Annotated in this window: 11 protein-coding genes; 6 read left to right on the top strand and 5 right to left on the bottom strand. The window is 33.5% G+C overall.

All coding sequences use genetic code 11. The features are described 5' to 3' along the window. Window positions 1-557: 557 nt before the first annotated feature. A complete protein-coding gene (locus IPK88_15220; protein MBK8244773.1) occupies window positions 558-1,832 on the bottom strand; it encodes an asparagine synthetase B in 1,275 nt (424 codons plus the stop codon). Between the two features lie 147 nt (window positions 1,833-1,979). Between IPK88_15220 and IPK88_15215 the strand changes: the two genes are divergently transcribed. Further along, the gene (locus tag IPK88_15215) at window positions 1,980-4,079 is read left to right on the top strand and encodes a hypothetical protein (GenBank protein MBK8244772.1); all 2,100 of its coding nucleotides are present in this window, start codon (window positions 1,980-1,982) and stop codon (window positions 4,077-4,079) included. A gap of 14 nt (window positions 4,080-4,093) precedes the next feature. Here IPK88_15215 and IPK88_15210 read toward each other — a convergent pair whose 3' ends face one another. The 3 genes from IPK88_15210 to IPK88_15200 all read right to left on the bottom strand — a co-directional run bounded on the left by IPK88_15210 (window position 4,094) and on the right by IPK88_15200 (window position 6,559). Beyond that, window positions 4,094-4,561, bottom strand: a complete 468-nt coding sequence (locus IPK88_15210) for a CAP domain-containing protein (GenBank protein ID MBK8244771.1) — start codon at window positions 4,559-4,561, stop codon at window positions 4,094-4,096. 82 nt (window positions 4,562-4,643) lie between these two features. Further along, the gene (pyrF, locus tag IPK88_15205) at window positions 4,644-5,456 is read right to left on the bottom strand and encodes an orotidine-5'-phosphate decarboxylase (GenBank protein MBK8244770.1); all 813 of its coding nucleotides are present in this window, start codon (window positions 5,454-5,456) and stop codon (window positions 4,644-4,646) included. A gap of 11 nt (window positions 5,457-5,467) precedes the next feature. Further along, window positions 5,468-6,559, bottom strand: coding sequence for an Mrp/NBP35 family ATP-binding protein (locus IPK88_15200; GenBank protein MBK8244769.1), 1,092 nt, complete (start codon window positions 6,557-6,559; stop codon window positions 5,468-5,470). A gap of 88 nt (window positions 6,560-6,647) precedes the next feature. On the opposite strand from IPK88_15200, the gene IPK88_15195 reads away from it, so the two are divergent. From IPK88_15195 to IPK88_15180, 4 genes are all read left to right on the top strand, one after another. Beyond that, window positions 6,648-8,657, top strand: a complete 2,010-nt coding sequence (locus tag IPK88_15195; GenBank protein ID MBK8244768.1) for a bifunctional riboflavin kinase/FAD synthetase — start codon at window positions 6,648-6,650, stop codon at window positions 8,655-8,657. Window positions 8,658-8,665: 8 nt separating this feature from the next. Next, window positions 8,666-9,382, top strand: coding sequence for an RluA family pseudouridine synthase (locus tag IPK88_15190; protein ID MBK8244767.1), 717 nt, complete (start codon window positions 8,666-8,668; stop codon window positions 9,380-9,382). A gap of 109 nt (window positions 9,383-9,491) precedes the next feature. Next, window positions 9,492-10,139 carry a response regulator transcription factor gene (locus tag IPK88_15185; protein MBK8244766.1) on the top strand — a complete coding sequence of 216 codons (648 nt, stop codon included), beginning with the start codon at window positions 9,492-9,494 and terminating at the stop codon, window positions 10,137-10,139. Between the two features lie 62 nt (window positions 10,140-10,201). Beyond that, a complete protein-coding gene (locus tag IPK88_15180) occupies window positions 10,202-11,944 on the top strand; it encodes a sensor histidine kinase (GenBank protein MBK8244765.1) in 1,743 nt (580 codons plus the stop codon). 195 nt (window positions 11,945-12,139) lie between these two features. Here IPK88_15180 and IPK88_15175 read toward each other — a convergent pair whose 3' ends face one another. Next, entirely contained in the window at window positions 12,140-12,628 is a 489-nt protein-coding gene (locus IPK88_15175; protein ID MBK8244764.1) for a hypothetical protein, read from the bottom strand. 173 nt (window positions 12,629-12,801) lie between these two features. On the opposite strand from IPK88_15175, the gene mutS reads away from it, so the two are divergent. Beyond that, window positions 12,802-15,372, top strand: coding sequence for a DNA mismatch repair protein MutS (mutS, locus tag IPK88_15170; protein MBK8244763.1), 2,571 nt, complete (start codon window positions 12,802-12,804; stop codon window positions 15,370-15,372). Window positions 15,373-15,449: the final 77 nt, after the last annotated feature.

Here is a 15,449-nt window from a genome sequence, read left to right as displayed (position 1 = left end):
CATTGCACGAATCAAAAATAATGGAACATATGCTAGAGCTTGTTTTCAAACTAAATTCAGGTAATATGTGATCTTAATGAGTTGACATTGAAATTTTGATCGGCCTTAAGATGAACGAACCATAAGACATAGAGATGTCTTATGGTGAAGTGAACCTAAATAATTGGCGAAGTCCTCGAAGCCAATTATTTAGGCATGGAGGAAGTTACAATGCAATCAAATTGTAAAAATTCAAAACTGTTTGAGCTCAACATAACGATTAAAAAAAGAACAGAAATGCTAGCTGAGCAAGTGTGATGACAAGCAAAAAAAACAAGGTAATTGGCGAGTTTTTTGAATTTAGGTTTCATGCAATCATTTTAGGCTTAGACCTTACAGCCTAGAATTTTTGGTTCTTTTTTTTCATGAAAAAAGAACAAAAAGTTGATCTTAGAAACGGATAATTAAAACAATAAGTGAATATGTATCAACCAAAACGCCTTTTTGGTCACTTATTTATTTTGCATAGAAAAAGGATTTATGAAATTGTTTCTAATGTGTTAAAATATCAAACAAAATCAAGTCTTCCTTTCTTTCTTTTTAGCTGCAGGAAACAAAATATTATTAAGTATCAATCGGTAGCCGGGAGAATTGGGATGCAGATTTAAATCTGTCGGAGGATCTCCAACATGATGTTGGTAATCTTCAGGATCATGTCCAGCATAAAACGTCCAGGTACCAAAGCCTAAAGTTCCATGAATATAACGCACTTCATCAGCTGCCTTGTTATCTCCAAGAATGAGCACATCAGATTTTACATTTTCTCGTCTAAAAGCTGTGGTCTGACCCATAAATCCCTTAACAGTTCTCGTATGATTTTGGGTTAACATCGTGGGAATTGGATCCCATTTAGCTGAAAAATCAAATAAATTAAAATAGTCTTGCTCAGGAAGTACTTTTCTTCCCGAACTATTATCTATAGTTGAGAATTCATAAACCATTGGATCTCTGATTAAACTAAAATCTTTAAAAGCAAAAGTATTTGAAAAATTCAATTTGCTATTCGCATTAGGATCATCTGCATCTCCATCAAAATAATTAGCACAAATATCAACACCTTCTGCCGCTAAAGCTATATCATAGGAATCTGTTGCAGAACACATGGCAAACATAAAACCTCCTCCAGATACGAAGTTTTTTATGGCTTTACTTACAGCTAATTTCAATTGAGATACTTTACTGAATCCCAGCTCTTTCGCCAATCTCTCCTGTCTTGATTGATTCTCCTTATACCACGCCTGGCCACTATACCCTGCATAAAACCGCCCATACTGTCCTGTAAAATCCTCATGATGAAGGTGTAACCAATCATACTTTGCTAACAGTCCATTTACGATTTCCTTATCATATATTTTATCAAATGGTATTTCAGCATAAGTCAAGGCCATAGTTACAGCATCGTCCCAAGGCTGAATCCGCTCCCCCTTTTCATTGAACTCAGGGGTGTATACAGCTAATCGGGGGGCTTTCTCCAACTTCATAACTTCCTGATTGATCTCAGGGTTATTAATCTCGGCTCTAATGCGATTAAATTCACCATCAGAAATGAGTTCATACGTTATACCTCTGGTAAGACACTCTTTTTCAAAAGTTTTGGTATAAATAAAAGCGAATGACCCACCCCTGTAATTAAGTAGCCAAAATGCCTCAATGTTTTGATTTATAACCCAATATGTCATACCATAAGCCTTCAAATGATTAATCTGCTTCAAATCCATTGGTAGTAGTAAATAGGATGATTTTGCAGACAAAGCCATGATGAGGAAGCTAAATAGTAAGATTATTTTTTTCATTGTTAGGTAACTAATTCGTTATATGAATGGAGTGCGAATATATAATTTTTTATAAGTCCCCTAAAACTTGAACTAAGTTGAATAAAATGCATTTAATTTGAGACTCAATAGCAATTTTATGATATTTGCACGACTCTATAACGAAAAATGAATCAAATTAGTTTTCAATATCCGACCTATTACTTGTTGTTTTGCTTATTAGTAGCCATTGTAGCAGTAGCTAATTTATATTACAAAACTACTTTATTTTCTGACCGACCTTATTGGTATAAAGTGACTTTGGCCCTTCTAAGAGGCCTCAGCGTTTTTATGTTGTGCTTTTTATTATTAAATCCACTTTTCAGAAAGTATGAGACCGAAATAAAAAAACCAATTTTAGCTATAGCTGTAGATCATTCTGAATCTATGGTTTTTAGAGATAGTACATGGACAAAGACGTTTGAAGCAGATAGAACAAAACTCATTTCTGATTTATCAGATAAATACGAAGTTATGAGCTATCAATTTGGAGATCAAGTTCTTAATAAAGATTTCCCTGTTAATTATTCTGGAAAAAGAACCAATGTGAATGATGTGCTTGATGTCATTCAAGACCAAACAGATCCGCAATATCTAAAAGGGATTGTAATCGCATCTGATGGCATCTTCAATTCAGGCAAAAATCCCTTATATCATTCAATAGTTAAAACGATTCCTTTTTATACTGTTTTACATGGGGACACCACTCAGGAGAAAGATTTATCCATTCAAAGAGAATATCATAATGACATTATTTATAGTGGTGATAAATTTTCGATGGAAATAGACTTACAAGCTTGGCAGTGTGCTTCTAATTCCAATACCCTTACCATACAAAAACTAGAAAACGAAACATGGAGATCTGTATATGAGTCAAATGACAAAATAGATAATGATCAATATTTTCTAACCAAAGAAATTATATTAGATGCACCAACTCCTGGAATTTTTAAATATCGGATAAATTGTAAACCTATATCGGGAGAGCGCAACTTAAAAAACAATTCTAAAGAATTTTATATTGAAGTTTTAGATGCTAAGAAAAAAGTACTTATCTATGCTCTATCACCGCACCCTGATATTTCTGCAATCAAAGATGCTTTGCAATCCAATAAAAACTATGAAGTAAAAATAGCATTTAATGGAGAAACCATACAAAATATTGAATCCTATAGTTTTGTAATATTCCATCAATTACCTGGCCCAGGATCCAACATAACAGGCATGATTTCCAAGCTAGATGCATTAAAATTACCGCGCATGTTTATCATCGGGAATCAAACAGATATAATTACATTCAATAATTCTCAAAATATAATAAAAATACTGGGAAACAACAAAAACTTGAACGATGCACAGGCACTCGTAGTACCTAATTTTAATGCATTTATATTATCTGAAAATTTAATCAACCACTTATCCCAATATCCTCCCCTATCTGTTCCTTTTGGTAATTATAATGTAGATCCTACTGCCAACTATTTATTATATCAAAAAATTGGAAAAATCGATACTAAATATCCCTTATGGATATTTAATGAAGCCTCCGGGATTAAAACCTCCGTTTTATGCGGAGAAGGCATTTGGAAATGGCGTCTAAATGAATACGTACAATCCAATTCATTTGAACCCTTCAATGAATTGATTTCAAAATCATTTCAATACGCTTCTATAAAAGAAGATAAGCGAAAATTTAAGGTTAATCAAAGCAAAAGACTATTTGACGAATCAGAGCCTATAATCTTTAATGCTGATTTATACAACGATAATTACGAACGAATCAATACGCCCGACATTGCTATGAAAATCCTTTCTAATGATAAAAAATCATATGAATTTGTATTTGGCAAAAAGGACAATTATTATGAACTAAATGCTGGATCCTTGCCATCGGGTGAATATAAATATATCGCTTCAGTTACCTGGAATGGAAAGCCTTTGACAGCAGAAGGAAAATTCGGCATTCAACAAACGAATATAGAGACCTCAAACCTTGTAGCTAATCATAATGTTCTGCGTAATCTTGCAGAAAAAATGGAAGGGATTAGTGTTTATAAAAACCAATTGCAACAATTAACTGACCATCTGTTAAATAAATCTCAAAACAAACCTATACTTTTTCAAACTATTGAAACCAAACCATTAATTGATCGCAAATGGTATTTAGTAATCTTGTTCTTATGTTTGAGTTTAGAATGGTTTCTTAGAAGATATTGGGGTAGTTATTAAAAAAATATAAACAATTATTTTTTTAGAATCTTAGGAGTTCCAAAATCTTGTACCCAGTAATCGCCTTTTTTAGTAATTGCCATTTCGCTATAATTTCCCATAAGATTCTGACAATGCGAGGGGCTTTCTATCCATGCTTGCAAGACTTCAGCTGGCGTGTCATACCCTTGGGCCACATTCTCTGCAAAAGACCTCCACGAATATCCTGCTTTTTCTAATCGCTGTTGTGTCCTGGCCCCATTTTTACTCCGATGTGTTAAAATTTTATTTTTATAAATGTATTCAGCGTGGGCTTGACTGGCTATTTCTAATTGTTTATTCCATACCAATGGAGGTAATTTAGAATATTTCACACCATTGCACTTGCATCCAATTCTCCTTTTTTCATTAATGAGATTCAAAAATTCGGATTGATAATTTTGTAATCCTAAATTTGAAGGATCTGAAAATACTAATATGACGAACAAAAACAAATGGGACATTTACATATTTTGAATACTAACGAAACAAATTATTTTATCCATATGAAGTTGGATTAATGCTTCATTAATCATTTGTTAAAATTTAAAAATAACGGGACATCTCAGTCACAAAATTTTGAGCAGCCTGAAACACATCATCTTTGAAAGATTTTTTTAATTCGGGGTAAATGATTGATCTAGATACGTTGATTAATAAACCTTCATTGTGATTCCTTCCGGCTTGAATAACTTGATGTAAATCACCTCCCTGGCTACCTATTCCAGGTATTAGTAGAAAATGATCCGGACAAATTTTTCTTATTTTTGTCAAATATTCAGGATGCGTTGCCCCCACCACAAACATAATTTGATTGGACTGTTTGATTTTTACAAAGGTTTGTAAAACCGATTCAAATAACAATTCACCCGTACTAAGTTCTTTCAATTCGAAATCAGCACTTCCAGGATTAGAAGTTAAGGCTAAAACAACTGACCATTTATTATGATAACTAAGAAAGGGTTCCAGCGAATCTACACCCATGTAGGGATGCAATGTAACTGCATCAACTTGTAACCGGTCAAAATAATATTCTGCATACTTTTTTGATGTATTTCCAATATCTGCACGCTTAGCATCTGCGATTAATAAGCATTCATTTGGAATTATATTAACCAATTGTTCCAATTGTTCCCAACCGCTTGGCCCTAAAGCTTCAAAAAATGCAATATTAATTTTGTAAGCCACAGCCAAATGATGGGTAACTTCAATGATGTCTTTACAAAACTCGAGAAAAGGTTGCTTACCATTTAAATAATGATTTGGCAATTTTTCCAAATCAGGATCCAATCCAACACATAGAAAAGATTTCTTTTGTCGAATCTGCTCACATAAATAGGCACTATCTTTTACTAACATGAATGATATGATTATGCTTGTTCTACTTTTTTTGTAGGCGCCAACGTCAGGTTACGCAATTCCACTTTCTTGTGAAGGGCAATGGCCATGGATTCAAACAATGCAGGATAAATGTCATGTTCATCCAACTCAAAAGCAAGGCCTTCATCCGATCGTTGTCTCATTTTTTCTATCAATGGAACTTGACCTATGAGTGAAGAATGTGTAATATGAGCCAATCGCTGCCCCCCATTTTGTCCAAAAATAAAATACTTCTTATCTGGTTGGTCCAGTGGTTGAAACCATGACATATTCTCAATAACTCCCAAGATGGGCACTTTAATTTGCTCCATTGAAAACATATTAGCCGCTTTTATCGCATCAATGATAGCTACTTCCTGTGGCGTGGTTACCATTACGACCCCAGTTAAAGGAACTGTTTGAACTAAAGTCAATTGAACATCCCCTGTGCCAGGCGGTAAATCTATGATCAGATAATCCAATTCCGGCCACTGGGCATCTTGAAAAAACTGCTTGATAATTGCAGCTAACCTGGGACCTCTCAACACTACTGCCTGATCCGCTTCAATAATATTACCCAATGATAATACCGGCAAACCCTGAACTAATATAGGGATTAATTGATGTTTTCCATCAATGAGTTGAACCTGAGGTTTATCCTTTTTAATTCCAAACATCGTGGGCAAAGATGGTCCGTACAGATCAGCATCAAGGATCCCCGTTTTATAACCTAATCTGCTTAAAGCTATGGCCAAGTTAACAGCGACCGTAGATTTTCCCACGCCACCTTTCCCTGAAGCTACGGCTACAAAATTTTTTATTTGTGGCAGTAATGCATTAGGGGCTTCACTATAGGCTGTTTGATTAACAAAATGAGCATGGATCTCATGATCTGCAAAATTTTTAGTAAGACTATCTTGAATATCTTGAAATAAAATATCTTTTTTGTCGTAATTATTGGCTGGGAGATATACTTTTAAATGGATGTTTTTACCCTCCACATGGATATCCCGAATCATTCGGAGATGAATTAAATCTTTACCGGTATTGGGCTCAATGACCTTTGACAAAATTTCTATAATTTGTTCTACTATATTATCCATCAACTTGTTAATTAATGCACAAATGTAATCTCATCGGCTCATAAAGAGTGGAAGGAACGAAAAATTATTAATTTTGTCCAATTATTTTATGAGAGTACTTAGACTAAATGTTGATACTTTACCTGATTTCGATCATAGCGTCATAACCGTTGGGGCTTTTGATGGCATGCACTTAGGACATCAGGATCTTATATTAAGACTATGCCATGAAGCGAAAAAGGTAAATGGTCCATCCATTTTGATTACTTTCGACCCACATCCAAGGCAAATTCTAGATACCAGTGATACTAGAATCAAATTACTAACTACCCTTGACGAAAAAATCGAAATATTAAAAGAAACAGAATTAGATTATTTAGTAATCATTCCATTTACCTATGATTTTTCCCAATTATTACCTGAAGAATATATTGAAAATATTTTAATCAAGAAATTTAAACCTCATAGTTTCATCATTGGATATGATCATACATTTGGCATCAATGGAACTGGTAATATTGATTTGTTGAAACAATATCACAAAAATGGTTTATTTAATTTAATCGAAATTCCTAAAAAAGAGATCGACGACATTAAAATAAGCTCAACATTGGTTAGACAATCCATTTCAAATAATGATTACAAGGAAGCTTTAAATTTATTGGGTCATCCTTTTTGGTTTAATGGAAAAGTAGGCACCGGACAACAATTAGGCACAAAAATTGGATTTCCAACCGCCAATCTCATTTTAAATGATCCTGACAAAATAATACCCAATCCTGGAATATATTCAGCAATTGCAACTGTTGAGGACCGCAGGTATGACGGCATGCTTTACATTGGAAACCGACCAACTATTGGAGACCATTTAAAACAAACCATTGAAATACATCTTTTAGATTTTAGAGAAAATGTTTATTCTCTTCAATTAAAAATTGAAGTTATCGAATTCATTAGAAAAGATCAAAAATTTGATTCTATAGATGAAATGATTTGGCAAATTAAAGAAGATGAAAAACAAATAAAAAAAAGCTTAACCTTATTCCATTTAACAGAAGCCAATTTTAAAAAAAATCCTTCAGTTGCTGTTGTCATTTTAAATTATAATGGGGCTCATTTTTTGAATAATTATCTCCAATCCATTATTACCCATACACCCAACTATGCCACAATTTATGTGATTGATAATGCATCTACTGATGATAGCATCCTACTTTTAAAACAAAAATATCCTGAAATTAAAAGGATTATTCTACATAAAAACTACGGATATGCTGAAGGATATAATAAAGGCTTGGCCCAAATCACAGCAGATTATTTCGTTTTAATCAATTCAGATATTCAAGTTTCTGATGATTGGTTAAGTCCACTCATTCAACGAATTCAATCTGATCCTTTTAACATGGCTGTCCAACCGAAAATATTAGCATTGAATGATCCTCAATCATTCGAATATGCCGGTGCAGCAGGTGGTCTTATGGATGCATTAGGCTATACTTTTTCTTACGGTAGAATGTTAAATAAAGTTGAAAAGGATTTAGGGCAATATCAAAAAGCTACGCCAATTTTTTGGGCAAGCGGTGCGGCATTTATCATCAATGCCAATATGTTCAAGTCCATTGGCGGTTTTGATGGTGACTATTTTGCACATCAGGAAGAAATTGATTTATGTTGGCGAATTCAAAGGGCAGGTGGAAAAATATGGTACGAACCCAATTCTAAAGTTTACCATCTTGGTGGTGGCACCTTGGATTATAATAACCCAAGAAAATTATTTCTCAATTTTAGAAACAATTTGGCTACTATTTTTAAAAATAGTTCATGGCCAATATTAATTATATTACTTCCTGTTAGGTTTGTCATTGACTTTTTGATCAGTTTGAAGTATTTATTATCAGGGAATATTATGTTATTTCTTAAAGTCTTAGAGGCTTATATCATTTCTATTCTGTCTACTTTATATCTTCTTCATAAAAAAGATCATTACAATAGTAAGATAATCAGGTCTACTGTAAATGAAGTTAAATTATCAGGAAGATTAAAGGGATCTTTATTTATTCACTATTACTTATTTGGAAATCAGAAATCATCAGACATTCCAAAACATTACATTGACTAAATTTATTAATGGCAATACCTGTAATATACGAAGATGATCACTTTATAGTGATCAATAAAAATGCTGGTTTATTAAGCATTCCAGATCGTTTTGATGCTTTAAAAGAAAATGCATATGACTTATTATCAAAACACTATGAATCGCTTTATACCGTACATCGCATTGATAAAGATACCAGTGGACTAATGATTTTTGCAAAGGAGGCAGACTCACATAAAATCCTTAATGATGCTTTCGAACAACACCAAATACAAAAAACTTATTTGGCATTAACCGAATCTCAACCTTTAGAAGATTCAGGTCGAATTGAATTAGCTATAGCTCATTCCATCTCCCACCCTGGCAAAATGGTAATTCACAATAAAGGAAAACAATCGACAACGGATTTCAAAGTTATAACCAGATGGAAACAATTTAGCTTGTTGGAACTGAGTCCATTAACTGGTAGAACCCATCAAATTAGAATTCATTTGATGCACATAGGTTGTCCCATTATTTGTGACCCAATATATGGCATCAGAAATCAATTCAGTATTGCTGACATTAAACGTCACTCCAAATTGGCAAAAAATGATGAACAATTCAGACCATTAATTGAAAGAACCGCCCTACATGCTTTTGGACTCAAGTTTAATTTATTTGGCAAATCACATCAATTTGAAATCGAACCTCCAAAAGACTTTAGGGCCTGTATTCAGCAGCTGAATAAATGGCAATCCATATAAAAATACGTATTTGTTTTTTTTATATAAATAAATTGCTTAATCTTGCACCATCATCCTATGACTTCTCCGAAGATTCCTGCACTACATTTTACTTAATACTAATTGATTTATGATAAAAGTTGTTATCGCAGATGATCATACTATGTTCGTTGACGGAATAGAATCCATCCTAAAAAATGAAACAAATATTAAGGTGGTAGATCGTTGTTTTAATGGAAAGAAAGTTTTTGATATTTTAAAAAAGAAGGCTGTAGATGTGTTATTACTCGACATAAACCTTCCAGAACTTAATGGAATTCAAGTCGCTCAGCGGATCCAAAAAGAGTATCCTCAAGTCAAAATTCTCGCTTTATCCATGTACAACGAAGAAAGTTTTGTAACTGAAATTTTAAAAAGTGGCGCTCTTGGGTATGTTTTAAAAAATACTGATCGAATTGAATTAATTAAAGCTATTGAAACAGTGGCTTCGGGCCAAACCTATTTCAGTGCAGAAGTCACTGAAACCATAATGGGTCGTCTTCGCAAGAAAAACACCCAAAAGAAAAAAAACAATATCCTTTTACCAAAAATATCCAGAAGGGAACGCGAAGTCTTAACTTTAATAGTCAAAGAACACACAACACAAGAAATTGCTGAACGACTTTTTATCAGTCTAAAAACGGTTGAATCCCACCGCAGTAGCTTAATATCCAAATTAAATGTTCGAAATACAGCAGGATTAGTCCGGGCAACCATAGAATATCACTTATTGGACTAAAAAATCAAGGTTTACCCTGATGTTTTGCCAAAAAGTACGTTGTACTTTTGGCTTTATAATCCATGAATAAGAAGAACTTTATAAAGGGTCTGGTATTTAGTCTTGCCATTTTTGTAGTAAAATTGCATGGTCAGGGCAATTTTTTTTCAATCAATAGCCCGCAAGAAGAAGCTAACGCCATTATTGATTCTACATTAAGCCAAATTGATACATGCATTAAATTGCATCAATACGCCCAGGCTATTATTCCGATTTTTCAGTTAATCGAATATTATAATGATACTGAGGATTATCTGCACATGCATCAGTATCGATTTTTACTTGCAAGAATATATTTTATCTTAGGTTGGTACCAAAAAGCATTAGCCAACCTTGAATATTGCCAGGTTTATTTTCGCCAAAATGAACGCAAAGTAGACTTGGTTAGAACCTACCATTTCTTGTCATTGGTTTATTATAAATTACAAAATCAAGAGATGGCAAGTTATTTCTTGGGTCAATGTGAATTAGAAAACCCTGACAAAAACAATCCATTATGTGTCCATGAACACATGATGCTTAATGCAGTAATAAAAATTGGATTGAATGATAGTCTTAGCAAATTTGATTTATCAAAAGTTATAAAATTTGCTAAAACAAATGCCATTGTTGATCTTCAATTTCAATCTTATATGTTTCTGGGCGACTATTATAAAGCCAGAAACAACCCCATTCAAGCTTGTATTGCATATAGCAAAAGTCATGAACTGACCTTAGAAATGGGCTATCTGGAAGATATTAAAAAACTCGATATGAGTTTATATGATTGTCTTAAAGCCCAAGACAAACATGAGGAATCTTCCAATTATCTGCTTCATTATATTGCAGTCAATGATTCATTAAACACCCTTAAACATAATGAAAATCTAAATAAGAATATTGCAAAATATGAACAAAAAGAGTTGCGTGAAGAGCGAATTGATCTGGCCAAAAACCAAAGATTATTTGAGTTAAAATCCAGAAGATCCAATTTTACACTATATAGCCTTTTGTTTAGTATTGGCGCAATTCTTATTGGTGGATATTTGGTTATTTTATTTTACCAACAAAAATTAAATGCCACTAATATCATTCATAAACAAAATGAACAAATCAACCAACAAAAAATAAAAGAGCTTGAAAGTACGCTTCATCTGCAAACCATGGAATCGATGATTACAGGTCAAGAAGATGAACGTGAACGGATTGCAAAAGATCTGCACGACAGCCTTGGCGGCCTATTATCAACCATCAAACTCCGATTTGATAAACTTGAATCAGATGCAAAATACAATGGTGAAAACAATGAATTTAATAAGGTTCATGAACTCATTGACATCGCTTGTAGTGAAGTAAGAAATATAGCGCATGATCTAAAACCAGGAGCATTGGAAGAGCTCGGATTAATCGAAGCCGTGAGCGACTTGCTGAATAGAAACAACCGAGAGAAAGGTCCTGAAATTATCTTTCAACATTATGGATTTGACTTTGGAAAAAACATAGATTCCTCAGCCGCTCTACAAATTTATAGGATCATACAGGAGTTAATTAATAATTCTATTAAACACGCAAACGCTCAAGAAATACTCGTCCAATTAAGCCTTTCTGATGATATCTTAGAAATCATTGTTGAAGATGATGGTCATGGCTATAATGAATTAAATATAAAAAAAGGTATGGGACTTGAAAATATTAAATCAAGGGTCAAATATCTCAAGGGCGATATTTCAGTAAGTTCAGATGCCGATAAAGGCACTTCTACATTAATTCATATTCCGATTGGCTAATTGGAATCAAGCATTAACCATCATTCAATTAGTTGACAAATCTAATTCTAATAATAAGGAAGTTATAGATTCTAACTCAATAATTTTGCAATTATACCAATGCAATTAAGCCAATTCGAATGAATTAATATAAAAACAAAATTGTAAGCAAATTTAAATCAAAGGCCAAGTTCATATAATTGAACTATTGGTCAACTACTCTTCTTCATTATCATCATAAAAAATCGGATCCAACATAGGCAAGCCAATCCAAATACTCTCCTCTTGACTTACTGACATCATGCGCATGAATCCACCTGATGATTTTGCTATTTGTTCAGCATAAGATATGTAACTATTATATAACTGAGATGCTACTGAAATGGGTAACTTTGGAAGTATGTAATTTAATTTACTTAATTCCCCGCTTAAAACCTTGTTCCGGGCTTCAGTTTCTTTAGGTAAAGAAGCAATAAGTGCATCCAGTTTCATTCTAAAATCCTGTTCCAACTGCTGAAACAATGGTTTTAGATCAAAATGATGCGCATAGGCTCTTATTTTGACAATTTTTTCAGCCCATTCTTTTTCGGTTAGATCAATTGTTCCATCAGCACCTGAAATCAGTACAGCTATGGCTGGAAAGGCATCTATAATAAGTTGCAACTCTTGCGAACTCAATGACTTAAATACAGAACTAACATTCATTGTGTAATCATTTAGAACTCAAATGTACTAAAAGCTTTGTTTTGTACCAATCAAAAATTAAAAAAACAAATATAAAATATACTCATACGACGAAGCTGCTAATATCTTTGTGGCAAAACCAGCTTGTGTCTGAACAACATTTATTATTTGAGACTACTACAGTTACGCCCTTAATGGAACAATACAATTCATTAAAGGCCAAACACCCCGACGCTATTTTACTATATAGAGTGGGTGATTTTTATGAAACATTTGGGAGTGATGCTATTACCACTTCCGAAGTATTAGGAATAGTGCTTACAAAACGAAATAATGGTGGCTCAACCATTGAACTAGCAGGTTTTCCTTTCCATGCTTTAGATGCCTATTTACCTAAATTAGTTAAAGCTGGATATCGAGTTGCCATTTGTGAGCAACTTGAGAAACCAAGTAAAGGTAAAAAAATTGTAAAAAGAGGCATTACAGATGTAATAACTCCAGGAGTTACCCTCGACAATAAATTATTAGACCAAAAAAGGAATAATTTTCTTGGAGCCGTTTTTGTTGGCGACATGAATCATATAGGTGTTTCATTTGTAGATATTTCAACAGGGGAATTCTATCTTGCAGAAGGCCAACAAGAGTATATAAATAAACTGCTCCAAAATTTTCAGCCATCAGAGATACTTTATTCACGGTCCAAAAAATTGATATTTGATCAATTGTTTTCAGAACAATATTATGCCTATGCTTTGGAAGATTGGATATTTACATCTGAATATACTACAAAAAAATTACTACACCATTTTCAGGTTAGCAATTTAAAAGGATTCGGAATTGAAAATCAAATATTTGGACAAATTGCTGCTGGCGCCATTTTACATTATCTCGAATCCACTGAAAATCACAATCCAAAACATCTATCGCAAATTAGTAGACTGATCAATGAAGATTTTGTTTGGATGGATCGGTTTACCATTAGAAATTTAGAATTGGTTGAACCTTTACACCTTGAAGGAAAATCATTAATCCAAGTCTTGGATGAGACGTTCACAGCTATGGGTTCTAGATTACTTAGAAAATGGATACTTATGCCTTTGTTGGATATTAAAAAAATCCAACAAAGACTGGATGCCGTAAGCACCATTAATTCAAATCAAGACCTAAGTGATTTAATAAAAGAAAAATTAAAATCATTTGGCGATCTGGAACGATTGGTTTCAAAAATTCCGTTACGTAGAATCAACCCAAGAGAGCTGATTCATATTCAAAATACTTTAAGTCGTATCAATCCAATTAAAACGACTCTGTACCACCAAACCGATCCTTTATTGAAAGGATTGGCTGATAGATTAGATTTGTGTTCCGATTTATACGCTAAAATTGAATCCCAATTATTGCCTGAAGCCCCTAATGCTATAAATAAAGGTGGAATTTTTAAAGATGGGTGGAACTCAGAATTGGATGAGTTAAGATATGTCCTAAAAAACAGTAAAGACTTATTACTGGATATCCAAAAACAAGAAGTGATCAATACAGGAATTACGAACTTAAAAATAGGATATAATTCAGTATTTGGTTACTTCCTTGAGGTCACCAATAAATATAAAAATCAAGGATTAATTCCTGATCACTGGGTTCGCAAACAAACCATGTCCACTGGCGAACGATATGTGACTGATGAATTAAAGAAATTAGAATCAAAAATACTTGGAGCCGAAGAACGAATCCTCACCATAGAAGAAGAATTATTCAACCAATTAGTTAATGACCTTCAAGAATACATGCTTCCATTACAACAAAATGCACATGTCATTGCAAGTTTGGATTGTTTATTAAGTTTCTCAATTACTGCTACAAAATACAATTACAACAAGCCTGAAATTCATGATGGTTTTAGTATAGAAATTATTGAAGGGCGCCATCCTGTTATCGAACGACAGTTGCCCGAAGGAGAATTTTATATTCCCAATGATTTATATCTAGATCAAGACACACAACAGATACTGATGATTACCGGTCCAAATATGTCAGGGAAATCAGCCATCCTCAGACAAACTGCGGTGATTTGTCTCATGACTCAAATAGGTTCTTTTGTTCCTGTATCAAAAGCTTCCATTGGATTAATAGATAGATTATATACTCGTGTAGGAGCTAGCGACAATATTTCATCCGGCGAATCAACCTTCATGGTTGAAATGAATGAAACAGCCTCAATATTGAATAACTTATCTGAAAGATCATTGATTCTTCTTGACGAAATCGGAAGAGGCACAAGCACTTACGATGGAATATCTATTGCCTGGTCCATTGCAGAATATATTCATCAACATCAGAACAAAAGAGCAAAAACACTTTTTGCAACGCACTATCATGAATTGAATGAATTATCTACATTATATCCAAGAATAAAAAACTTTCATGTTGCAACACAAGAAATTAATAAGAAAGTTATTTTTTTACGAAAATTAATTCCGGGTGGAAGTGAGCATTCATTTGGAATTCATGTGGCAAAAATGGCAGGCATGCCGGAAGAAATTATTCGAAGAGCAGAAATGATCTTAATTGAATTGGAGGCACAACGTTCCCAAAGTTCTTCTGAGGCAAATATAAAATCCAACTTGACAACATTTGAAATCAAATCCACCACATCCCAAAGTGAACAAGAACATTGGATTTTAGATCAACTTAAACACATCGACATACAAACCATGTCTCCTGTTGAATGCTTGATGAAGCTTTTGGAATGGAAAGCAAAATTGTAAATAAATTTTAATATTACACAAAAAAAAAAGGAAGTGCTTCATAATGAAGCACTTCCTAGCTAAACCGATTAATTAAC

This window comes from Candidatus Defluviibacterium haderslevense (genome assembly GCA_016712225.1).
Taxonomy (GTDB): domain Bacteria; phylum Bacteroidota; class Bacteroidia; order Chitinophagales; family Saprospiraceae; genus Vicinibacter; species Vicinibacter haderslevensis.
The sequence above is the reverse complement of the archived record's forward strand: the minus strand, read 5'-3'. Positions and strand labels throughout refer to the sequence as shown.